This window comes from Terriglobia bacterium (assembly GCA_020073085.1).
Lineage (GTDB): Bacteria > Acidobacteriota > Terriglobia > JAIQFV01 > JAIQFV01 > JAIQFV01.
Map to the genome: position 1 here is coordinate 35,593 of JAIQFV010000020.1, position 23,108 is coordinate 58,700.

A 23,108-nucleotide genomic window follows, 5' to 3' on the forward strand; every position below is an offset into this window, starting at 1 on the left:
AGAACTGCGTCCCCTTCAACAAACTCTTGAGTTTCAATCAGAAGGTGGCGGTTCGGAAATGGCATGAAATATGCTGTTTTTCAGATTCGATACTGCCCGGAGTTTTGAGATTTCCGTGTCTCCGTTCGAGGAGCAGTGCTAGGGCGACGGAGGCCTCTGAATTACTGTAGAAGTGGACCTTCCCTCTTAGTTCATATTTCGTATTTCCTGGTCACTCGAAAGATTGTTGGACGGATGTTCCATACAGTCCCCTTTGGCATGAAGAGGAAAGATGAATAGTCTAGCGAACGATCTTCGCTTTGCTCTGCGGATGTTCCGGAAGAATCCGGGTTTCGCGCTGGTCGCGGTACTGACCCTGGCGCTCGGCATAGGGGCGAACACGGCCATTTTTACAGTCGTCAATTCGGTTCTCCTGCGTCCCCTGCCGTTCCGCGATGCGGGCCGACTCTTCCGGATCGCCAACGCACCCCCTTCGGCGCCCAACAGCTTGCAGAATATATCAGACCCGGAGCTCATCGCCCTCCAGCAGCAGACGCACTCATTCAGTGCAGTGGCGGCGTTCGACGGCGGAGTCAAGAGTCTCACTGGGGCGGGCGAACCGGTTGAAGTGAAGGCTACCGAGGTCACGGCGAATTTTTGGAGCACTGTGGGGGTCGAGGCGGAGCTGGGACGGACGTTTCTGCCGGAAGAGGGCAAGCCGGAAAAAGGTCGCGTAGTGGTGCTCAGCGACACGTTTTGGCGAAGCCGGTTTCACGCCGGGAAAGATGTCATCGGCAGAACCATCACCCTCGATGGGAAATCATATCTCGTCGTGGGGGTCATGCCGCCCACCTACACCTTCCCGGGGAATGATGAGCTTTGGGTGCCGGCCCTATTGGAGCCCGACAACACTCATATCGCGTTTCGCAGTGCCATTGGCAGACTCAAGGAGGGAATCCTTCCGAGTCAGGCGCAAGCCGAGTTGGACACCATCGCGCACCGCCTCAATTCTGACAACCCGATGGCGATTCGCGGTGACCTCATACGGATGCATCCGTTGCAGGAAACGATCGTAGGTGAAATCAGGCCTGCCCTGCGCATCCTGCTCGGCTCGGTGGCATTCCTGCTTCTCATTGCCTGCGTCAATGTCGCCAACTTACTGCTTGCCCGGGCCACGCGGCGTGAACAGGAGGTCGCGGTCCGTTATTCCCTGGGCGCCACCCGGACGAGGCTGATCCGGCAACTGCTCACCGAGAGTGCTGTTTTGTCGTTGGCAGGAGGCCTGTTGGGAATCGTCATGGCCATGTGGGGAGTTGCGGCACTCCAGTGGATGGCGCCGCCGCACAGTATTCCCCGTTTCGAAGAAATTCGAATGGATGCACAGGTCTTTGTGTTTACCCTGGGACTCTCCGCCGTCACGAGCTTTCTTTTTGGCCTGTGGCCTGCCATGCAGGTTTCCAGGATCCACCTGAGCGAGACACTGAAGCACGGTTTTGGCCGGCTTACTGCAAGGTCACAACTCATGCGAAATGTGCTGGTGGTGGGAGAAATCGGAATGGCCCTGATACTGCTGATCGGAGCGGGTTTGCTCGTGAAGAGTTTTATCAAACTGCGTTCGGTCAATCCCGGGTTTCGGGCCAACAATGTGACCACGATGACCGTCCATCTTCCTCAGCAGTACCGCACGGCGGAGCAGATGAAGGCATTTCACGAGAAAGTGCTGGAACGACTTACTACCCAGCCCGGCGTGAGCTCAGCTGCCGTAGTCAACTGGTTGCCGATGGGGAGGGCGCTCATCATGGGCAGCTTCTCGGTCGAAGGGGTGCCGGATAGCGCCACCCAGTTTAACGTGAGCAAGCCGGCGGTGACGCCGGGGTATTTCCAGACCATGGGAATCCGGCTGCTCAAGGGGCGCGATTTCACCCCTGCCGATAACGAAAGGACTCCCGGTGTCATGATCGTCGGTCAGAGGACCGCAAGACGGGTGTGGCCCAATGAAGACCCGATCGGGAGACGCATTACCTTTGCCGACCACCCGGAGCCGGAAGACTGGTACACCGTGATCGGGGTCGTCGATGACGTGAAACAAGAAAATCTGAGTCAGGAAATGCCACCCGCCATCTATCAGCCCCTGGCCCAGGTTCAAGTGCCGTTCTTCCTGCAGTCCATCAATTATGTGGTGCGGTCAAGCGGGCCGGTTGCGGCCATCGCCGCTTCCATGCGGGCGGCGTTGCATGAAGTGGATGCCAATCAACCGATCTTTCAGATTGCCACCATGGAAGAATTGCTGACAGCCAACACCGCCGAGCCGCGGTTTTACTCGCGCCTGCTGGCGGCCTTCTCCGGCATCGCTCTCCTGCTTGCCGTGGTTGGAATCTATGGGGTCATGGCGTTCAGCGTGGTTCAGCGCACGAGGGAAATCGGCATTCGGGTGGTGCTCGGGGCAAATCGCGAGAACATCCTCGCAAGTGTGCTGGGACGGAGCGCCGCGCTCATCGCCGCAGGTCTTGTCTTTGGCATCTGCGGCGCCCTGGCGACAACCTGGCTCCTCACCTCATTTCTGTTTGAGGTTCAACCGACCGATGCGGGAACATTTGTTGTTACCTCTTTTTTGTTGGCGGCGGCAGCCATCCTGGCAAGCTATGTCCCCGCATCACGCGCGACTAAGATCAACCCCGTGGCCGCTTTAAGGTATGAGTAAAGCGGATGAGCAGGATTCAGGTGACAGGGAAGAGAGGTGACAGGTCTTGGGTGGTAGGTGAGTCATGGTTTCAGGATGTGAAGTTCCGTTGTCTGGAGCCCCTCCAAAATCCCTTGCTTTTTGCCCGGCTGGCGAGCATCCTTTTCATCATCAGATCTGATTTGATGGGGGCGATTACATGAGGAGGCCTGAGGCCACATCGTAGTTTTCAGAACTCACTGGCAAGTCGCAAGGAACTCTTGGTAAGTCGGGTGCGGCGGCGGACGTGAATCCCTTCACAAACCCAGGGGCCCTTTGATTTTGGGAGGTGGTTCAATCACCGCAGTTCACCCCGGCGCTGTCCCCCTTCTAGTCGACCCCAACTACAAACGAGAAGCCGGAGGAAATCTCAACCATGCAAGAATCCGAAGGACCATCCGTTCAAAAAAACCAGGCGGGATTTCGATTCGACGAAGAGATGCACCGCATGCTGATGGAAGGCGAGAGGCGAACGCCCGTCGCCATTTGGGAAGACCGACTTCGATTGCCGCAACCCGTGTTCCCGCAGTATCCGGAGAAACTCGGGGACGTGGAGCCGGATCCGAAGTACCTGCCGAAGGGGGAAAATCCATACCGGACCCGTGTCACGAGCCACATGGTTCATCGCGTGATGCGCGGCTGGTTGTATCCTTATCTGTGGTCACGCATTTTGCCGGGAGAGTACCACCCCATCATCGCCTATCTGTTTACCGAGTGGAAGTGCAACCTCGACTGCCATTACTGCTGGGCCTTCGACAACCGCATCAAGGGGATGACCGAGGATACCGCACGTCGATCCATCGACTGGCTCCATGAAACGGGGTGCCGCGTGCTGGCCCTGATGGGCGGCGAAGTCCTTCTGCGCCCGGAGTTCGTCCATAAGGTGGTCTACTACGGCGCGAAGAAGGGGTTCTTCGTCTACATCCCGACCAACGGCCGTCTCATGCGGAAGGAAGTCATCGATATGCTGGGAGATGCGGGTGTGGCGACAGTGAACCTGGCGGTTGATTCCTTTGAGGATCGAAAAGAACTTCCCAAGGCCCTGAAGCCCATTTGGCCCTCCTTCCAGCATCTGGTCAAGAAACAGTATGTGTACGGCTACAGTATGTTCTTTAACATCAACATCACCCGTATCAACCTCGACGACGTCAAGCATTTGACCGAGATTGCCCGTGATCACGGCATTGCGACCGACTACCACATCAATGAATCCCCGATGTTGGAGCAACCTCACTTCAAGCATCAAGACGGGAACAGCACGTTCATTACAGAAGCGGATTGGCCGAAGATCGACGGACTGATCGACTGGCTCGTCGAGAAGAACCGCTCCGGTTACAAGATGGTCAATTCGGTGCGGCGGTTGCAGGACATGAAGGCTTTCATGCGCGGAAAGGTGGAGCCATGGGACTGCCGGGCCGGCCACAATTCGCTAATCATCCGCACGGACGGCACGCTGGCGCCCTGTTTTCCGATGTACTCAGCCACATACAACTGGGGCACTGTCGGCAAGCACGGATTTGAAGGCAGACAGCTCAACGACATGAAGAAGAGCTGTCAAACCCATTGTTTTTCGACGTTGAATCACAACCTCGCTTACTGTTACAAAGCAAGCCGCGCGATCAAATGGGTGGCACGACAGGCCGCCCGCGGGTTCCGGGGAACAACTGGAAGCTTCGAGGAGTAGAGCTCAGGGGCCAAGTGACGGGTGTCAGGGGCAAGGGAGGACATGACACCTTACCCCCGTTTCTGCAGTCAACAGATCCGGCGAGGGCGTTTGCGATGGACTGAACTCTTTGATAGGGGTTGAGCTCGGCGCCTCTTGCGGTTCTTGCCCCTGTGAACCTATTGGCTAGAGTGTGATCCGGGTTCCCAAGACCTGCAGGAACTTTGCGAGCCACTCCGGATGGGCAGGCCAGGCGGGGGCAGTCACCAGATTGCCGTCGACATGGGCCTTGTCCATCGGGAGGTCGATGTAACGGCCGCCGGCTCGAGTGACGTCCGGTCCGACCGCCGGGTAGGCAGAGCAGCCCCTTCCCTCAAGCACGCCGGCTGCAGCAAGAATCTGTGCCGCGTGACAGATGGCCGCAATCGGTTTGCGGGCCTTTGCGAAGTGTTGAACAACTTTCAGGACTTCCGGATTCAACCGGACATACTCGGGGGCCCTTCCTCCTGGAATGACGAGCGCGTCGTAATCCTCAGCTTTCACCTCGGCGAAGGTGGCATTTAAAGTGAAGTTGTGTCCGGGTTTTTCGCTGTAAGTCTGGGCGCCGTCAAAATCATGCACGGCGGTTCGCACTTGCTCGCCTGCTTTCTTGCCGCCACAGATGGCGTGGACGGTATGTCCAACCGCCTGCAGTGCCTGAAAAGGCACCATGACTTCATAGTCTTCGACATAGTCTCCAACAATCATCAGGATCTTCTTTGCAGCCATAGGGACCTTCCTTTGAGTTTGAGAATGAAGAGATGTCCGCGCCCTGTGAGGCGCCGATCCCGGCATTTTGAACCTTCATTGTACCAGACGGTCCACCAGAGAAGGGAAGTGCAGGATTTGAATCACAACTCCGGCCACGAAGTCGTGAGGAAGACAGCATGATTGAGACGGTTTACTGTCGACCCTGTGTCCCTCCCCATTCCCGTTGCTGTAAGAAACCCATTGCCCTCGGTTGAAGTATGTTCGGATCGGTCGTCGCCGGTTCGAACCCCGTTCCAGTTTACAAACGTGTACAAAAAGTTGCAGAACCCCACGGCATTTCTCCCGTATCTACCACTAGGACGGCGGTGACGTCCTAACATCGGGACCTATAAAACAATTTAAGGCTGAGCTCGCTGAGGTGAGCTTGGCATCGAGGAGGGGTTATGCGACGGCTTCCCCTGGGTGTCCTTCTTCTCCTGCCATGTGTAGTGACTCTCTCTCTGGCGCAGAGATCCAATTACATGATGTCGTACGTCAGTCGTGGACTTGAACGCTATAACAAAGGAGACGTGACCGGGGCCATTGCGGACTACAATGTCGCCCTGATGATCGATCCGGGCTATTCGGAAACTTACAATAACCGTGGTCTCGCTTTCTATGCGAAGGGTGAGATCGAGGCAGCACTGGCGGACTATGGCAAAGCGATCGAACTCAATCCGGGGTTTGCCGCGGCATACAACAATCGGGGTATCGCCCGATACAGCCGGCATGATGTCGCGGGCGCCCTGGCCGATTACGATCAAGCGGTTGAGCTTAATCCCCAGTATTCGGCCGCATTCAATAATCGAGGTGTTCTTCAGTATGCCCAAGGGAACTTCGAAGCGGCGCTCTTAGACTTCAACAGAGCCGTTGGGTTGAATCCCAAGTCAGTGTCTGCATACACCAATCGGGCCGATACCCGAAAGACCCTGGGAGATTTTAAAGGGGCCTTGAATGACTATTCCCGAGCGATCAAACTCGATCACAATAACGCCATTACCTATGACCACCGAGGGGCTCTGCTGTGGAAGAAAGGAAATCTCGATGGGGCCCTGGTGGATTTTGAGAAGGCTATTGAATTGAATTCTCATTACGCTGAGGCCTATCAGAATCGGGGCGTCGTGGAACGGGAGAAGGGGCGGTTGGACGCCGCGATTGCCGACTTTAACCGGGCCATCGAATTAAAACCGGATTACGCCATCGCGTATGCCAGCCGCGGAATCGCCCTCTGGCTTCAAGGCAAGAAAATTGACGCGGATCGGGATTTTGCACAATCGGTTAAACTCGATGCGAATATGGGACCCTTCATTGAGGAAAAGACCAGAGAGTCGACTCCGCTGACGGCGACTGTGCGCAAATGAATTTTTGTGTGCTTGAAGGGCGCGATGGGTAAAGAGGTGTCTGCAGGAAGTCCATCCGCGCTGGGCTGAGACAATCCGGATGGACCTGTTCGGCGAGCCGAATCAGTGGATGATCCAATCTCTATTGGGTTTGACGAAGTTCAAGCCGATCAAGAACCTGCCGGGCCGTGATGTGGAAGGTCTGACCGAGGCGACACAAGCCTGAGAGCGGAACCCGTCGTAGGGGGCACACACCTGCAGCACAGTACCTAGTTTCAAATCACAGCCCATATCCACGCACAGACCCTTTCGACTCACGTTTTCCGTGAAGGCTTCCTCAACGAAGGATTTGCCATCCTTGTCCCGACCCTCAATGAACACGGGTTCGCGGAGAGGGACCCGCTGGTCATCGCGATAGATCTTCCAGCCCTCAAACCAGTCCAAGGACTCTCTGGCTTGACTTGGATCCGGTTTATCCCGTTTCATGTGCTCCCTCCTTCGATTGGATATGCCCTGCCGGCTCAAACCCGGGGAAGACGCGTTACTCCGAAGGAATTCCTGAACTCGGAACATCATTCTCACAAACGATCATGTCAAGATTGTTACGAGCCTTGCGGAATCCGCTCCGCCGGGCGGGGAGGATAATCGACACAGGTTCCCGGCGTGTTTTGGTTTTTTTCGGAGAGAATTTTTGGGTCCGCCTGTGACTGGGCTCACATTCGGCTGAAGGCCGCGTGTTAATCTCTGGAAGCGACGAGCGAGGTGAATTTTATGCCACAGAATGTGGGCCGGGCTCTCCCCGATCCAAGTCTCTTTGTCGTTGAACGACGCAAAGAATATCGCCTGGACATACGAATTCCTATTGTGATCTCCGGGATTGATTCCAAAAAACTCCAGCGGTTTGAAGTAAAGGCGGTCACCCGAAATGTCACCCGCTATGGGGCGTGTTTCGAGTTAGGCCGTGGACTGGTTCGAGAAGGATCGACGTTGACCCTGGCCCTGGGAAACAAGTTCGAGGCGAAATGCCGGGTGGCCTGGATCAACGAAGGCGCCAATAACTTAGAGGTTCTGGGTGTGGAGTTCGTTTCGGTCAAGGGACAGTGGGTTCTGTATGACAGTCAGTAATTGATTGGTTTCCCCTTCAGTCATCCCCTATGCGGCGAAGGTATCCTCCCCTTCGCCGCATTTTTTTTACCCGCAAAATCGAAAATACAGATGGGGAATTAGTCCAGGAGACGGTCAGAAATCGAATACCTCCAAACGATTGGTCCGAGATTTTCCGGGAGCGATTTTCAGTCCGGCGCTGGAGTTCTCGGACTCCCGTCGTCCCGGGTTGCAGTGCGATGACCGCGCCCGGTGGCCTGCTCGGACATCAACTGAAACTCTGAATCGTTGTGTGATGGGGGCACGAACCTCCATGGGGCAGGGTCAGGGAGTCATTTTTAGCTTGCAGAAAATGTGGGATGACCGTTAAAAGGTGTGGGGCAGATTCGGGGTCATCCCTGGGTTTACCCAGATCAGACCAGAACCGCGACTTGCCGCCCGACCGGATCTTTAGAAGCAGCAGCGGCTGGGAGGGAAGAATCCAAGGGAATGACCGGTCCAAATTTCGATTAAACTGCTAAACAATTTCATCAACTTAGCCGAAAAGTCATAGTGGATAGGGTGGTAGACAATTTCGCGGATTCTTCCTGGGTTGTCCCCGCCTTTGGCCCTCGGAGGAGATTCCTGTGCAAGTTATTGAGAGTTGGTAGACTCGCGTGGATCTGAGAACGGGAGGGGAATGCTCCCGGTCTCAGTCCCGGCGGCCCTCTTTTGGTCTGAGAGTGGAATCGTCATCGTTCAATTTTTCGAAACATTTAGAAAATACAATTTGTGCCTGGAAATTGGTGCTTCAGCACAGTTTGGAAGAACCGGGCGACCGGGTCTCGACGCGGCAGGGTGAGCAGTGAGATTCCATTTTCATGTCTTTCCAGAGGGTCAAAATTCAATGGCGATCAAACTGAATAACGAAGGGGTTCGAAGGGTTCCCCATGCAGGCAAGGCGCCCGCCGGGCGGGTGTCGCGTCTTCGCTTTGCGATGCTGCTGTTGTGTCTGAGTGTTGGATTGGGCCTGTGCTCCATATTGGTTGCCCAGCCACGAACCCAGTCTGCGACCGGCGCTTCCAAGGACGCTGCGATCGTCAACGTGCAGGGGCAGCGAGGAGGACGTCTGGTTGTGGGAACCACGGCGGCGCCCCGGTCCTTCAATTGGGTCATTGCGAACGACAGTGCCTCCCGGCAGGTGACCTATCAGCTGTTGGGCGATCTGATTCACCTCAATCGCGCGACGCAGCAGATTGAGCCCGCCCTAGCCAAGTCCTGGCAGATTTCCAAGGACGGGTTGGTCTACACCCTACGCTTGCGGGAAGGGGTCCGTTTCTCGGACGGTCATCCCTTTGATGCGGATGATGTGATCTTCACCTTCCAAGTCTACCTTGACCCCCAAGTGAACTCAACGCAACGGGCGCTCTTGACCATCAATGGGAATCCCTTGAAGGTGGAAAAACTGGGGCCGTTGGCGGTGCGCTTTACCTTTCCGCAAGCCCATGGGCCTGCCGAGCGGGCTTTCGATGTCATTGGGATCCTGCCTCGACACTTGCTCGAGGGCGCTTATCGTGAAGGGCGTTTTGAGAAGATGTGGACGCTGGCAGAGGACCCCAAGAACGTGGTCGGGTTAGGCCCTTTTCGTTTGCAGAAAATCATCCCGGGGCAGCGCGTGATCCTCGAACGCAATCCCTATTACTGGAAGGTCGATGCTCAAAAAAATCCGCTGCCTTATCTCGATGAGCTCCTTTTTGAGGTCCTGCCGGACCAAAACGCCGCGACCTTGCGGCTTCTCAGCGGCGATATCGACTTGCTCGACAAGGTGCTCCCCACCGACTATGAGTTTCTGAAGAAATCGGAGGGGGAGAAGGGGATCTCCCTGATCAATGCCGGGCCCAGCCTGCAATACCTTTTTCTCGGGTTCAATCTGAACAACAGTGTGAACGCGGCGACGCAGAAGCCCTATGTGGACCCGGAGAAGGAAGGCTGGTTTTCCAACCTCAATTTTCGCCGTGCCATCGCCTATGCCATCGATCGCGCCTCCATCATCAAGCTGGTGTATCACGGGACCGCGCACGAGATTTTTGCGCAGACCAGCCCCAGCAACAAGTTCTGGTTCAATCCGAAGATCATGCAGTACGACTTCAATCCCAGCCGGGCACGGGAACTGCTCTCTCAGGCGGGTTTCCGCGTGCGGCCCGGTGATGGGGCCCTGCTGTCTCCCTCCGGCGCCCGAGTTGAATTTACCCTGGTGACCAACGCTGACAACCGCGAGCGGACCCGGATCGCCAGCCTCATCCAGTCCGACCTGCAGCAGCTGGGAATCCAGGTGAAGTTTCAGGGGGTGGAGTTCAATGCCCTGGTTGGGAAGCTGACCCAAACCTTCGACTACGAAGCCGTCATCATGGAACTCGGAGGGGGAGATGACGATCCGGGGAGCGAAATGAACGTGTGGCTCTCGAGCGGGAATCTCCATGTCTGGCACGTCGGAGAAGACAAGCCGGCAACGACATGGGAAGCCCGGATCGACACCTTGATGAAACAGCAGATGACCACGGTCGCGCGACCAGTCCGCAAGCGGGCGTATGACGAGGTTCAGAAGATTATCTCTGAACAACTGCCGATCCTCCCCCTAGTCAGTCGCGATGTGGTGGTCGCAGCGAAAAAACAGATTGGTAATCTGCAGCCGGCAGTCATGGTCCCGTATGCCTTATGGAACTCCGAACAACTGTATCTCAAGCACTGAAATCGTCGACCCCCGAATCGTCTGTGGATGATCAGGAACTGATCCGGCGGTGCATGAACGGGGAGGAGTTGGCCTGGGAGTGTCTGGTCGAGAGGTACAAACGGTTGATATATTCCATTCCCATTAAGAATGGTTGTCAATCCAGCGATGCCGCCGACATTTTCCAGTCCGTCTGCCTGGATTTGCTTGAAAGCCTGGCCAGTTTGCGAGACTCCACCAAACTCAAGACCTGGCTGGTCACGGTGACGGTCCGCAAGTGCATCGATTTGCGGCAGAAGATGAGCCGCGAGGGGGTGACGCTTTCCGAGGGAGAGGCGGACCTCGTAGCGGACCACAGATCGGACATTTCCCGGATTTCCCTGGAAGTGGAGCAGGAGCAGGTGATTCGAGAGGCGTTGAAGAAGCTCCCGCTGCGCTGCGCCACCCTGATCCAGCACCTCTTTTTTGACGAGCCCCACCTTTCGTATTCTGAGATCGCCGTGCGGTTCGGGGTATCCAGCAACAGCATCGGGCCGGCACGCGACCGATGCCTCGAGAAGTTGAAGGATCTCCTCGAAGGAGCTCCCCCTTCGGCGGACGAACCGAACGGATCGAAGAAATGAACCCATGAAGATTTCCGGTGAACGCGCCATGCCTCTCTCTGACCTTTCTGCGCCGACCCTTTCCCCCGCGGAATGGGTTGAGAAAATCGCCCATTCAGAATCTCCCGAGGAGATCGCGGATCCGCTGGCGGGCTGGTCGAATCCGGTCGGTCTTTCTTTGGTCGAACACCTGACGCAGGAAGTGATCCGGTACAGTCGAAGGGATCCCAAGGCGACCATGCGTCTCGCCCAGGCCGCCCACGTCGTGGCCACTCGATTGGGAGATCCCAAGGCGATGGCCCTGGCCGAGCGCGCACTGGGAAACGCGGAACAAGTGGGTGGAAACAACAGGGCGGCAGCCGCGCACTACCGTAGCTCCATCCAAAGATTTGAAGCCCTGGGCGACGAGATCGAACTCGCGCGTACGCTGTCGTCCTCCGTGGGGGTCCTGGTGTACCTGGGAGAGTACGACCGGGGTCTCGAGGAGGCGGAACGGGCCAAGGAGATTTTTGAGCGTTACCAGGATGAAGCGCGGCTGGCGCGCCTGGAAGTCAATCGCGGCAATCTCTACCATCGACTCGATCGATTTCAGGAAGCGATCGCTTGTTACGATAGCGCTCTTGCCGTCCTGGAGCGAAGCGGCGACTATGAGGCCATTGCAGGGATTAAAAGCAACCAGGCCACCTGTCTCATCACATTGAACCGGTTCGAAGATGCGCTGAAGAGTTATCGTGAGGCCCGCGCCCTCTGCGAGGAGCATCAAATGCCCCTCCTGGTGGCACAGGCCGATTACAATATTTCCTACCTCTATTATCTCCGCGGCGAATATACCCGGGCGCTGGAAATGCTGTCGGCGGCCGCAATCTCGTTTCAGGAGCGCAACAATGTGCAGCACCTCGCGCTGTGCGACCTCGACCAGGCCGAGATCTATCTCGAATTGAATTTGTCGCGGGATGCCATCGAGCTGAGTGAGCGCGCGGCGGAGCGATTCCTCCAGATCGGGATGCGTTACGAACGCGCCAAGGCGATCACCATCTCGGCCACGGCGCGCACGCAGACGCAGGAGTTCTTCAAGGCCCTCGAAATGTTTGACCAGGCCCGATCCCTGTTTGCAGCAGAAAACAACCTCGTGTGGATGGCGATGGTGGATTTGTACAAGGCCACCATCTTTTATTCAACCGGCCGTCACTTTGAGGCTTTGAATCTCTGCCGGACCGCACTCCACCACTTCGAATCGCAACAGCTGGTGGGAAAGGCCGTTTTCACGGAAATTCTGATGGCCAAGATCTCGCTGGGACTCGGCGAGGCGCCCCAGGCCGAACTGCGTGCGCAGTCTGCGACCACCCATCTGGGCCAAGTCAATGCGCCCTGGCTGAATTATCAGGCCTACTACACCCTGGGACTGACCCAGGAAGCGGTGGGCGATGTCGCGGCGGCCGAGAAGAGCTACCTCCAGGCCATCGCCGTCCTCGAGACCATGCGCGGCAACATCATGGCCGACGAGCTGAAGATCATGTTCTTTAAAGACAAGCAGTCGGTTTATGAAAGGTTGGTGACACTCAGTCTGGACAACCCCAAGGGAGGAGGGGTGGCCGAGGCCTACGCGCTCGTGGAACGGGCCAAGTCGCGGGCCCTGGTGGATCTGCTCTCCTCGGGCGTGGCCCATGTTCGTCGCGCCAGAAATTCCAGCAGCGAAGTCATCGATCACCTCCATCAACTCCGCCAGGAGTTGAATTGGTTTTACAGCAAGGTCAATTTAGAAGAAGCCCAGGGGAAGGCGGGGAACGAAGTCAAGGTCACCGCCTTGCGGGAGTTGATCCAACAGCACGAATCTCAACTACTGAAGGTCCTCCGTCAGTTGCCCGCGGAAGACGAGGAATACGCCTCGTTACATTGTGCGGTCTCAGTCCGGACGGAGCGCATCCAGCAGTCGCTCACCGAGTCTCAGACGCTGATTGAGTACTTCCTGGTGCGGGACAAGGTGATCGCTTTTCTGTTGACACGGGAAGGGCTGAAGGTGATCTCCGGGTTAGGAGACGCTTCGGCGGTCAAGAATCAGCTCGATCTGCTGAAATACCAGTTCAGCAAATTCAACTTCGGATCGAGCTACGTCTCCAACCATCACGCCTACCTCCAGAAATCGATTGATACCCATCTCTCCGACCTTTATGAATCCTTGTTTGAACCATTGACTCCTGAACTGACAGGGCGAGATTTGATCTTTGTCCCCCACGAGTTCCTGCACTGTGTTCCATTCCATGCCCTCAAAAGAAGGGACGGCTACCTGATTGAGGACCACAGCATCTCCTACTCGCCCAGTGCGAGTGTTTTTAAGCTCTGCAGTGGCAAGCCCCCCTCCGGAAAGGCGTCTTCTCTCGTCATGGGAGTGCCCGACATCAAGATTCCTCACGTGTTGGATGAAGTCCGCGATGCCTCCGCGCTCTTGTCCAATTGCACCCTTCTCGTGGGAGCCGAAGCAACCGAGGAAAAACTCAAGTCCCTGGGGGGCGAGGCGTCCATTGTGCATATCGCCTCGCATGGCGTCTTCCGCAACGACAACCCGATGTTTTCATCGATCTATCTGGGCTCGTCTTCTCTGAGCCTGTTCGACATTTACAATATTGAACTGGATGCAGACCTCGTTACCTTGAGCGGCTGCGGAACGGGAATGAACCGCATTGTCGGGGGTGATGAACTGGTGGGTCTGGTGCGGGGATTCCTGTATGCCGGGGCCCGCTCCCTCCTGGTCAGCCTGTGGAATGTCTACGACCGTTCCACGGCGGAGCTGATGCAGGCGTTTTACAAATACCTGAAACACAACAAGAACATCGCCCAGAGTCTCTGTTTCGCGATGCGGGACATCAAGGAAAAATACTCCCATCCCTACTACTGGGCGCCTTTCATCCTGATGGGGAAGACAACCCTGGGATCCGCCACGGGAAGCGGCTGCCCACCAGGGGAGGTTTGAAGAAGAGAGGGGCACTTTGGAATTGACTGGGTCGAAGGAAGGTTGTCGCAGCGCCCTCGGGAACCCTTGGACCGTCTCCGTTCGGTCATCTTGACCGAAGTTCAGTCAACATTATCGATTCAATGCGATCTTTTAAAAAAAATTTCAACGGCCATGCACTATTTTTCACATTCGAGCCACTTTATTAGTGTGGAGGGTGTCTCATTTTCGCTGTAATTGACGAGTAGTCTTGCCGATGAACGATCCGGTCGACGTGGAAACGGAGAAGGGGAAGAGAATGGACAACAAGCATTTTATCGAAGAGATCTTCGCGCGATTCGTCGCAGGATGCTTGGCGGGAAAAGAGCGCGAGGAGTTTGAGGTGCACCTCAAGGGGGGCTGTGAATCCTGCGAGGAAGCCATTCGCTGGTACCGCGGGTTGTCGAGCATGCTCCAAAATGACCGCGGATTTGAACCGCCGGAGTCGTCCGTCCGAGGCGTCGTGAACGCTTTCCGCCGGCAGAAATCCCGAGTGACGAACCTGGTCTGCACGGTGGCCGACATGCTGTTTGATAGTTTTGTGGACCCCTTGCCGGCCGGCGTACGGCAACTCGCTGCGACGGAACGCCAGGTCCTCTATCTGGCGGATGAAGTTCAGCTCGACCTGAAAATCGACAAGACCAACAGGGAACACGAGCGCATGATCATTGGTCAACTATTGCCTCGACGCTCCACGTCTCCGGGGAATCTTGGCCTTTCGAAAGTGACGCTGCGTTCGGGGGAACGGGTCGTGCAGTCGACATACACCAACGAACTCGGCGAGTTCATTCTCTGTGTGGTGCCCCGTGGGAACTATGATCTAGAGGTTCTCCTGGCCAACTCGAGGAAGATCCTTGTTCCCAACGTCCCCCTGGTCAATCGTGAGGAGTCACCGGGAGCAGCGCCACAATAAGGGAACATTTTTTGAATGTACTGAATCCTGATGTTTAGCATTTTTACCTCTTTGGTTTTTTTATTCGTTTGAGGAGAAGGATCATGATGAAATCTCTGAAGATGCCTGCCTCTCCATTTCTTAGAAATCTGATTCAAAAAGCCCTGCCTGCTCTTGTCGCCCTTGTCCTCCTGGCGGGCCTCGCGTACGCAAGACCGGAGACCAAGAATCAAAGCATCATTACCTTGGAGCGCGGGGCTTCGGTGCGTGATGTACTCAAGGCGTGCCGCGCCCGCGTGGTCAAGGAACTCACCCCGGGCGAGACCTTCTTGATCCAGGCGATTGACCGGGCTTCGTCCTCGGAGCTGGTGAAACGATGTTCCAAGGCCCGCGGAGTGGAGAGCGTCGAGCCGAACCGCGTCGTTTCCGTTCCTTCCCGTCTCCGAAACCGGACCGGAGAGTTGAGCCAGTCCACCGTCGCCCTGTTGAATCAATCCACCGTGGCCCTTTTGAACGAGGCCGCCTTGGCCAATTATTATGGGGCGAACGTAAAATCCAGTTACCCCACCCAGCCGGCTCTGACCCTGATGGGGAATGAGCAAGCCCACACGGTTTCCACAGGGATGGGCATGGTCGTGGCCGACATCGATAACGGGGTCGACCCCGATAATCCCGTCCTCAAGAGTGTGCTGATCAGCGGCTACAATTTTGTCGATGACAATGCGGATGTGAGCGAATGGACCGGGATGGACCAGTCCACGGTCGCATTGCTCAATCAGAACCAATCGCTGGGACTTGACCAGTCCACCGCTTCTCTGCTGGACCAATCGACCGTCGCGTTGTTGAATCAATCGACGGTGGCCTTATTGAACCAGTCGACGGTGGCCCTGCTGAACCAGTCGACGGTGGCCCTGTTAAATCAGTCGACCGTGGCCTTGTTGAACCAATCCACGGTGGCCCTGCTGAACCAATCGACCGTCGCGCTGCTGAATTCGTTGCCGCCGGACTTCGGACACGGAACCATGGTTGCCGGGCTGATTCACGTGGTGGCCCCCGATGCTCGAATCCTGCCGTTGAAGGCGTTCGGCGCGGACGGAACAGGAACCCTTTCGGATGTAGTAAGTGCCATTTACTACGCGACCGACCATGGCGCCAATGTGATCAACATGTCGTTCTCGTTCTCAGATGATTCCTTGACCTTGAGGAAAGCAATCAGTTATGCGCTTAACAAGAAGGTCGTTTTGGTTTCTTCCATGGGGAACGATGGTCTGGAAACTGCGAACGTTTTTCCCTCGGCTTATCCGGGGGTCTATGGGATCGCCGCTACGGATAACCAAGACATCGTTGCGCCGTTCTCGAATTATGGGACGGTGACTGGATACACGGCTCCCGGGGTCAACTTAATCACTTTCTTTCCCGGAGGGCATTACGCCCTGGTGTCCGGCACGTCTTTTTCGAGCGCCCTGATTTCCGGCGTGTCCGCCTTGGGTGTCTCAGCCCGGGGATCGATCCTCGGTCAAATTTCTTCGGCGATCTCACTATCGGCAGTCCCCATCGATGCCTTGAATCCTGGCTTTGAAAAGAAGCTGGGCGGGGGTCGCATCGACGAGGCCCAGACGATCCTAAGCCTGCAGCCCAAGTAAAGGAATGCGAGGAAATCCCTTGGGAGACGCCGCATTCTCAAAGTTCTCTGAGTTGGAAGTGCGGGAGACAGCCCGCCAAACTCCCAAGGCTGTCAACACGGAATACTGCAGTGTCCCGGCGGCCACAGTGGAGGCGCGGCGTTTCCTCCTGTCTGCAGTGGGTTCCTTGGTGGCGCTGCTTGACCTGAAAGACCAATACACGGGCATCCACGGCGCCCAAATGAGCAACTGGGCGCTGGGGATGACCAAGATGTTCGATCTGACCCCCCAAGAGATTGAAAACATTCAGATTGCCGCAACCCTCCACGATATTGGCAAGGTCGGAATCCCCGATGCCATCCTCAAGAAGGACGAGCCGCTCGAACCTGAAGAGTGGAAGCTGATGAAGAAGCATCCAGAATACGGATGGGCCATCACGAAAGAGATCATCGGGATGGAAAAAGTCAGCCTTTACATCCTTCACCATCATGAAAACTACAACGGCACTGGGTACCCGGCCGGCCTGAAGGGGGAAGGGACGCCCCTGGGTGCCCGTATCATCACCATCCTCGATTGTTTTGACGCCATGACGCATGATCGCTCCTATCGCAAGGCGTTATCGCTCGATCGGGCCCTGGCCGAGTTGAAGAAATATTCGGGAGAGCAGTTCGATCCCGAACTCGTTGAGCTCTTTACGGAATACATCCTCTTCACTTCCCAAGAAGGCTGATCCCCCCATAGACCCTCCTGATTTGACCCTTCGCGTTTTTTCGATTGAAAAAGAATCCTTGCTGCGCCAGAATGAAAACCCTGGCGAGGGACCGGGAGATGCATCCACAGGTCGGGAAGGTCGCCTCCGTTTCTCAAGGGAATTGTGACCTGTCTCCCTGCATTTCGAGCCTTCGTGGCCTCCTCATTGGATGGAGCTGCTTCGAGGAGTGGGGTCGCCTTTCTAATTAGACCGGGGAGCCTGCCGAATAGAGCTTGTGGCCGCTTTTAACCCCAGGCCACACCATGGGGATGATCTTATTTCCCGATAACGCTGCACACCTAGCGGTGATTCGTTTAACCTAACATCAACACAAGCGCGTTTACGAGGGCATTGCGGGGACTCAGGGGATAGCGGTGACGGGTCCGGCGGCGGACAGGGGAACTGAGGGTTTGCAGGGAGCCCCGCACTTTGCGAAGAAGGTTACGCGGCCTGCCGGCAAGTTCCACTCGAGATGGGGGCCCATGATGTTGATGTTTTCGGAAAGGTCTCTAATCGGATGACGGTCGAATTGAGCAACGCGGCAATGAAGTGGGAGGACGCGCAACTGGTCCGTCAGTGCCTCGCTGGGAATGAAGAGGCCTGGACAGCCCTCATCGACAAGTACAAGAATCTGATCTATTCCATTGCCATAAAGTATCATGCGGCGCCGGAAGACGCTGCCGACATCTTCCAGGCGGTATGTCTGGATCTCTATTCCGAGCTTCCTCGGCTCCGTAAAACGGAGTCTTTTCGTTCCTGGCTGATCACCATGGCGACTCACAAGGCATTTCACTGGAAGCTGAAACAGCGGCGGCAGACGACCCGGGAAGTCAGTGATGGGGATGAGACCGAACTCGGCGACGAACCCGCCGTTTCACCTCAATTGATGGAGGATGTTGAACGCGAACAGATCGTTCGTGAAGCCGTTGCCAGTCTTTCCGAACGCTGCCGGCAATTGATTCAACTTCTTTTTTACGAGCACCCTCCCATGCCTTACCGTGACGTGGCGCAGAAACTTGGCCTCGCCACCGGTTCCCTGGGCTTCATCCGCGGTCGTTGCCTGAGCCGCCTTCAAAAGGCCCTGGGGGAGAGGGGCTTCGAGGAATGACCCTGCCCGTCAACTCAGAGCGCATCGAGCGGTTTGTAACCCGGCTGCTGCGCCTCGGCAGCCCTTCTTCCCGCCGAAAATTTCTGATGAAGGACAATTTGTTTCATCACCGTGCGGTGGTGGAGCACCTCTATGAAGAAGCGCTGAAACGCGCTCACGTCGATCTGAGGCAGGCGGACCGGCTGGCGAGCGCAGCCCAATGGATCGCCGAGCGGATCGATGATGACACGGCGCGCGCCCAGTGCCGGCGTGTCATGGGCCATCTCCGGTACCTCGGGGGAAATTACAAGCGAGCCCTGGGTGATTACAAGGCGGCGCTGCGACTTTTTCAGCGGCTCCATCGAGAGCTCGAAGTGGGACGGACACTGAGCGGGGCCATGCAGACGCTCATTTACCTCGGCCGCTATGACGAGGCTTTAGCCTGGGCGGAGAAGGCCCGGGCGATTTTCAGAAAACACAGGGATCGTGCCCGTCTGGCGCGCCTCGAAGGGAACATCGGAAACATCCTCTATCGGCAGGACCGGTTTGCGGAGGCCCTCCGGCTGTACCAACAGGTTCTCCGGCAGTTCCGGCGGTGGGGTGAGAAGGTGGATGTGGCCGCCGCGCTCAGCAACATCGCGGTGTGCGAGATCAGCCTGAATAATTTTACGCGGGCGGAGCAGATCTATCGTGAAGCCCGGGCCTATTGCGAAGAGAATCGCTTGCCCCTGCTGGTCGCGGAAGCGGATTACAACATCGCCTACCTGCATTACTTGCGGGGGGAATATACGCGAGCGATATCGATGTACCAGGCGGCGCGGGAACATTGTGAGCGCGTGGGCGATGTTTACCACCGCGCGCTGTGCGATCTGGACCAGTCCGAAATGTATCTGGAGCTGAACTTAAGTGAAGAAGGGAGCCAACTGGCGGAGCAGGCCTTCGTCAGCTTTAAGAAACTGGGCATGGGTTACGAAGCGGCCAAGGCGATGACCAACCTCGCGATCGCCGCGAGCCATCGAAATCAGTTTTCTGTCGCCCTGCAATCGTTCCGAAAGGCCCGCCTTCTTTTTTTGCGTGAACAAAACCTCCTCTGGCCGGCCTTGATCGACCTCTACGGGGCCCTGGTCCTGTTCCGGGCCAATCGGCCTTCCGAGTCGGAGCTGCTTGCGCGGTCCGCCCTGAAATTCTTTGCGAAAAGCTCTCTTTCCGCAAAGGCGGCGTTGTGCGAGCTGCTGCTCGCGCGACTGTATCTGCAGGGGGGCAAATCCCTTCGGGCCCTCAAGATCTGCCGCGCCGCCCTCCGGAGGATGAAGCGGATTGAAACTCCGGCCCTGGGATATCAGGCCTACTTTGTGCTGGGTCAGATCGAGGAGTCGCGAGGGGATCGGGAGGCGGCCATGCGCGCCTATTTCGAAGCCCATTCCCGATTGGAAAACCTGCGCAGTCAAATCCGGGCCGAAGAGTTAAAGATCGCCTTTCTGAAAGACAAGCTCTCTATTTATGAAAGCCTTGTCTGGATGTCTCTCGATGGCGGCCCGCGGGGCGCGGATCCCGAAGCCGCTTTCACTTTTATCGAACAGGCGAAATCCCGCAGCTTGGCGGATTTGATCGCCTTTCGGGCCCAGTCCTTGCCGGCCCCGAGAACCTTTCACCTTCACCGCGTCGAACAGGCGCGTCGCCTCCGCGAGGAGTTAAATTGGTATTATCACCAGATCGATTTGCAGGGGATGTTGCAGGAGGAGCGCGGCCGCCGGGGCGTTGAACAGTTGAGCCGGCACGCGCGCGAGGTGGAGAACCGGCTGCTGAAGACTCTGTCGAGCCTGAGATCGACGGACATGGAATTCAGCTCCTTGCAGGATGCCGGGTGCGTCAGTCTGGATGAGATCCGGACCAAGATTCCTGCCGACACCCTTTTGGTGGAATATTATCAGGCACGCCAGACCATTTATGCCTGTCTCTTGTCCCCCGAGCACCTGGAAATAGTTGCCGTGGCTTCTGTATCCAAGGTCCGCGATCTGTTCCGTCTCTTGCAGTTTCAGCTCTCGAAGTACCGTTTGGGGCCGGAATACGTCCGCACGTTTGAACAACTCCTCGACGAGGCCACCCATGCGCACCTCTTTGAACTGTACCAGGAGTTGTTGGCACCGGTTCGAAAGAAGCTTCATGCGGAACACCTGATTGTCATCCCCCACAGTTTTCTGCACTACCTCCCCTTTCATGCCTTGTTTGATGGAGAGCGTTATCTGGTCGATGATTTCACCGTTTCTTATGCCCCCAGCGCCAGCGTTTATTATCTCTGCTGCTCCAAACAAACCCGGGCGGAAGACAGGTCCCTCATATTCGGCATTCCGGATGTCCAGGCGCCACAAATCCTGGACGAGGTTCATGCGGTGGCTTCGACTCTTCCTAATGCTCAGCTTTATCTGGGAGAGGAAGCCAATGAACAAAGATTGCGCAGTGCGGGGTCAAGTTGCCGCTATGTCCACATCGCCACCCACGGCTTGTTCCGTCAGGACAACCCCATGTTTTCGGCCATCCGGCTGGGGGACTCCATGCTCAGTTTGTTCGATCTCTATCACCTGAACCTTTCCTCTGAACTGGTGACGCTCAGCGGCTGCGCCACCGGTTCCAACGTGGTGGTGGGAGGAGACGAACTCCTCGGTTTGGTCCGCGGTCTCCTTTATGCAGGGGCGAAAGCCGTTCTCGTCACCCTTTGGGATGTGAACGACCAGAGTACCGCCGATTTCATGAAGTCTTTCTACTCGCATCTTCCGGGCAGTCCGAACAAATCGAAAGCAGTCCAACTGGCCATCCGGGATCTCCGGCAGAATTACCCGCACCCTTACTACTGGGCCCCGTTTGTGATGATTGGCAATGTGATGTCTGCTGAAGGGCCGCCGGAGCGGACCGTGACGGTCTCCTGATCAAGAATTCGTAGTCCCGATTTCCCCAGGCTCTTCCCAGGCCGTATCGATCAAGTGGTGTTCACACTGATCAGTAATGCGATGCGTCTCCGGTCTCGCGCGCTTCTCCGGCTGTCATTTGGAGCCGGGTATATTTTCTGAGCGGGGAGCACACCCTTTAGTAAACGAGCAGAAGAGATCGAATCGCCGGTTCCTGGCCGAGGGGAAAGCCTGGGAAGGAACCCACAAACTAAAATCCAACTTGACAGTGGAGTGAGCTTCTCAAGGGCATCACCTCATGCCTGAGAGGACCGCGCGGTTCCATCAAAAGATGAATTGACCATTAAATGAGGAGCAGAACATGAAAAATCAAAATCACCGGGGAAGAACTCTTAAGATCGCCATTTTCGCGCTGATCCTGAGTTTCGGACTCGCATCACGGACCGTGGTATTTGGCAGTGACAATGAAATTGAATTCAAGGGCAGAATTACGCAAATCGAAAGAACGTCTTCAACCGCCGCGAGACTCACCGTTTCCCTGAGCACTCCCTCTTCAGGGGGACCCCAGACAGTGGTGTTGGTGGATGATATGACGAAGATCGTCAAAGCAGGTGACGTCGAGAGGTCCCTGGATGACTTGAGTGTAGGACAATTTATCGAAGCCCGAGGCATCTTCACATCCAAAGGCATCGATGCGCGCAAGTTTGAAATTCAAGCAGAGAAGGAAGCCGAAAATGAGTTTCGCATCCGGGGCGAAGTGGAGAGTATGGACTTAAGCAGCGGCACTGCAAGGCTGAGCATCGGCGGCTCGAGTATTTCGGTTACCGCTTCCGCTCACATCCGGCATCGGGGGGACAATCAGGAACTCCGGCCCGACGACCTGATCGCCGGTCAACCCGTGGACGTGGACGGTTTCATGCAGAACGGACAATTGATCGTCACTCAGGTGGAAGTGGGTCAAAAGATGGAGGACCAGGCTGAACTCGAACTCCACGGGACCATCACCGCAATCAACGGAAACAACCTGACGATTGAAATGGCAAAGCAACCCTCGATCAGCGTCGTCATCACCCGAACCGATGCCACCCGTGTTGAGGGATCACTGTCGGTTGGAGTGGATGTCGAGGTCAAGGGCATGATGGCGAGGGATTTTAGTATTGTCGCACAAAAAATCGAAGTGGAGGGTGCGGTCGAAGCGGAGATCGAGCACGCCGGCGGGGATGATCACGGCGGGGCGGGAGATGCCGCCAACAATGCGCCTCAAAATGTCTCGCGAGAGATTCAATTGAGTGCTGTCGGAATTGCCCCGAAGGAAGCTGAAGGGGATGCCGAAGTGGAGTTCGAATCCCAGGAGGGGAGTGTCGCACAAAAGCTAAATGTAAAAGGAGATAAGCTCGCCCCTAACTCCACGTTCAGTGTAGCAGTCACTGTCAATGGAGGCTCGGTTAACGTGGGGTCCTTTATGACGGACAACCGCGGGCGAGGTGAATTGGCACTGCAGTGTGGTTCGACCTGCCCGGGATTCTCGTCAGTTCTTGACATCCATGCGGTCCAGGTCCTGAGTGGTGGCTCGGCCGTCTTACAGGGATCGTTCTAAGGAACGGGTGTGTGGTGGGGCCTTCAACCGCCTCTTTGAGGGATTGGAGGCCCCCAGTGTCTTTGTTGTCGGGCATTCTTTCTAACCCTCCCCAGACCCCTAAAGAGGACTGCTATCTGAGATCTTCCGACGGCACAGCAGAGATGGACCCCGGGGGAGGCTCGAGTTTCCGCGTTAGACTGGATCGCTGAAGCTGAGGGAGGCTGGATGCCAGGTGAGGGTGGCTATGGAGCTATTAAATAATGATCTCCAAAGTGGCAGCGGACGTAAAATTCAGCTCTTGTTTGTAAAAAATTCTTGTCTTGGGTATATTTTTGATCACGAGTCATCACCCTCATACATTGGAGGCTAATGCATTGACTTTCCA

Annotated in this window: 15 protein-coding genes; 13 read left to right on the forward strand and 2 right to left on the reverse strand. The window is 56.3% G+C overall.

The annotated features are described in order from the left end of the window. Positions 1 to 271: 271 nt before the first annotated feature. The gene (locus tag LAO21_17855; GenBank protein MBZ5554585.1) at positions 272 to 2,680 is read left to right on the forward strand and encodes an ABC transporter permease; all 2,409 of its coding nucleotides are present in this window, start codon (positions 272 to 274) and stop codon (positions 2,678 to 2,680) included. A gap of 394 nt (positions 2,681 to 3,074) precedes the next feature. Beyond that, the gene (locus LAO21_17860; protein ID MBZ5554586.1) at positions 3,075 to 4,382 is read left to right on the forward strand and encodes a radical SAM protein; all 1,308 of its coding nucleotides are present in this window, start codon (positions 3,075 to 3,077) and stop codon (positions 4,380 to 4,382) included. A 165-nt stretch (positions 4,383 to 4,547) separates the two neighbouring features. Here the strand turns inward: LAO21_17860 and LAO21_17865 are convergent, their stop codons facing one another. Beyond that, a complete protein-coding gene (locus LAO21_17865; protein MBZ5554587.1) occupies positions 4,548 to 5,129 on the reverse strand; it encodes a DJ-1/PfpI family protein in 582 nt (193 codons plus the stop codon). 425 nt (positions 5,130 to 5,554) lie between these two features. On the opposite strand from LAO21_17865, the gene LAO21_17870 reads away from it, so the two are divergent. After that, positions 5,555 to 6,511 carry a tetratricopeptide repeat protein gene (locus LAO21_17870; GenBank protein ID MBZ5554588.1) on the forward strand — a complete coding sequence of 319 codons (957 nt, stop codon included), beginning with the start codon at positions 5,555 to 5,557 and terminating at the stop codon, positions 6,509 to 6,511. A gap of 102 nt (positions 6,512 to 6,613) precedes the next feature. Here the strand turns inward: LAO21_17870 and LAO21_17875 are convergent, their stop codons facing one another. Beyond that, entirely contained in the window at positions 6,614 to 6,976 is a 363-nt protein-coding gene (locus tag LAO21_17875) for a PilZ domain-containing protein (protein MBZ5554589.1), read from the reverse strand. A gap of 285 nt (positions 6,977 to 7,261) precedes the next feature. Between LAO21_17875 and LAO21_17880 the strand changes: the two genes are divergently transcribed. The 10 genes from LAO21_17880 to LAO21_17925 all read left to right on the forward strand — a co-directional run bounded on the left by LAO21_17880 (position 7,262) and on the right by LAO21_17925 (position 22,741). Next, positions 7,262 to 7,615, forward strand: a complete 354-nt coding sequence (locus tag LAO21_17880) for a PilZ domain-containing protein (protein ID MBZ5554590.1) — start codon at positions 7,262 to 7,264, stop codon at positions 7,613 to 7,615. 865 nt (positions 7,616 to 8,480) lie between these two features. Then, positions 8,481 to 10,322 carry an ABC transporter substrate-binding protein gene (locus LAO21_17885; protein MBZ5554591.1) on the forward strand — a complete coding sequence of 614 codons (1,842 nt, stop codon included), beginning with the start codon at positions 8,481 to 8,483 and terminating at the stop codon, positions 10,320 to 10,322. Positions 10,323 to 10,345: 23 nt separating this feature from the next. After that, positions 10,346 to 10,924 carry a sigma-70 family RNA polymerase sigma factor gene (locus LAO21_17890; protein MBZ5554592.1) on the forward strand — a complete coding sequence of 193 codons (579 nt, stop codon included), beginning with the start codon at positions 10,346 to 10,348 and terminating at the stop codon, positions 10,922 to 10,924. 4 nt (positions 10,925 to 10,928) lie between these two features. After that, positions 10,929 to 13,871: a CHAT domain-containing protein gene (locus LAO21_17895; protein MBZ5554593.1), complete on the forward strand. Its 2,943-nt coding sequence runs from the start codon at positions 10,929 to 10,931 to the stop codon at positions 13,869 to 13,871. 235 nt (positions 13,872 to 14,106) lie between these two features. Continuing rightward, positions 14,107 to 14,802, forward strand: coding sequence for a hypothetical protein (locus tag LAO21_17900; protein ID MBZ5554594.1), 696 nt, complete (start codon positions 14,107 to 14,109; stop codon positions 14,800 to 14,802). Between the two features lie 83 nt (positions 14,803 to 14,885). Next, a complete protein-coding gene (locus LAO21_17905; protein MBZ5554595.1) occupies positions 14,886 to 16,424 on the forward strand; it encodes a S8 family serine peptidase in 1,539 nt (512 codons plus the stop codon). A 4-nt stretch (positions 16,425 to 16,428) separates the two neighbouring features. After that, positions 16,429 to 17,133 (forward strand): HD-GYP domain-containing protein, encoded by a 705-nt coding sequence (locus LAO21_17910; GenBank protein MBZ5554596.1) that lies wholly within the window; start codon positions 16,429 to 16,431, stop codon positions 17,131 to 17,133. Positions 17,134 to 17,626: 493 nt separating this feature from the next. Continuing rightward, positions 17,627 to 18,262 (forward strand): RNA polymerase sigma factor, encoded by a 636-nt coding sequence (locus tag LAO21_17915; GenBank protein MBZ5554597.1) that lies wholly within the window; start codon positions 17,627 to 17,629, stop codon positions 18,260 to 18,262. Next, a complete protein-coding gene (locus LAO21_17920) occupies positions 18,259 to 21,165 on the forward strand; it encodes a CHAT domain-containing protein (GenBank protein ID MBZ5554598.1) in 2,907 nt (968 codons plus the stop codon). The genes LAO21_17915 and LAO21_17920 overlap by 4 nt, the downstream gene beginning before the upstream one ends. 340 nt (positions 21,166 to 21,505) lie before the next feature. Next, on the forward strand, positions 21,506 to 22,741 hold the full coding sequence (locus LAO21_17925; protein MBZ5554599.1) for a DUF5666 domain-containing protein: 1,236 nt from the start codon (positions 21,506 to 21,508) through the stop codon (positions 22,739 to 22,741). Positions 22,742 to 23,108 lie beyond the last annotated feature (367 nt).

What these genes read in the sequence shown, in the direction of transcription:
- LAO21_17880 (MBZ5554590.1), top strand. Translation starts at nt 7,262, where the DNA reads ATGCCACAGAATGTGGGCCGGGCTCTCCCCGATCCAAGTCTCTTTGTC.
- LAO21_17910 (MBZ5554596.1), top strand. Translation starts at nt 16,429, where the DNA reads ATGCGAGGAAATCCCTTGGGAGACGCCGCATTCTCAAAGTTCTCTGAG.
- LAO21_17925 (MBZ5554599.1), top strand. Translation starts at nt 21,506, where the DNA reads ATGAAAAATCAAAATCACCGGGGAAGAACTCTTAAGATCGCCATTTTC.
- LAO21_17865 (MBZ5554587.1), bottom strand. Translation starts at nt 5,129, where the DNA reads ATGGCTGCAAAGAAGATCCTGATGATTGTTGGAGACTATGTCGAAGAC.
- LAO21_17870 (MBZ5554588.1), top strand. Translation starts at nt 5,555, where the DNA reads ATGCGACGGCTTCCCCTGGGTGTCCTTCTTCTCCTGCCATGTGTAGTG.
- LAO21_17885 (MBZ5554591.1), top strand. Translation starts at nt 8,481, where the DNA reads ATGGCGATCAAACTGAATAACGAAGGGGTTCGAAGGGTTCCCCATGCA.
- LAO21_17915 (MBZ5554597.1), top strand. Translation starts at nt 17,627, where the DNA reads ATGGGGGCCCATGATGTTGATGTTTTCGGAAAGGTCTCTAATCGGATG.
- LAO21_17860 (MBZ5554586.1), top strand. Translation starts at nt 3,075, where the DNA reads ATGCAAGAATCCGAAGGACCATCCGTTCAAAAAAACCAGGCGGGATTT.
- LAO21_17905 (MBZ5554595.1), top strand. Translation starts at nt 14,886, where the DNA reads ATGATGAAATCTCTGAAGATGCCTGCCTCTCCATTTCTTAGAAATCTG.
- LAO21_17855 (MBZ5554585.1), top strand. Translation starts at nt 272, where the DNA reads ATGAATAGTCTAGCGAACGATCTTCGCTTTGCTCTGCGGATGTTCCGG.
- LAO21_17875 (MBZ5554589.1), bottom strand. Translation starts at nt 6,976, where the DNA reads ATGAAACGGGATAAACCGGATCCAAGTCAAGCCAGAGAGTCCTTGGAC.
- LAO21_17900 (MBZ5554594.1), top strand. Translation starts at nt 14,107, where the DNA reads ATGAACGATCCGGTCGACGTGGAAACGGAGAAGGGGAAGAGAATGGAC.
- LAO21_17895 (MBZ5554593.1), top strand. Translation starts at nt 10,929, where the DNA reads ATGAAGATTTCCGGTGAACGCGCCATGCCTCTCTCTGACCTTTCTGCG.
- LAO21_17920 (MBZ5554598.1), top strand. Translation starts at nt 18,259, where the DNA reads ATGACCCTGCCCGTCAACTCAGAGCGCATCGAGCGGTTTGTAACCCGG.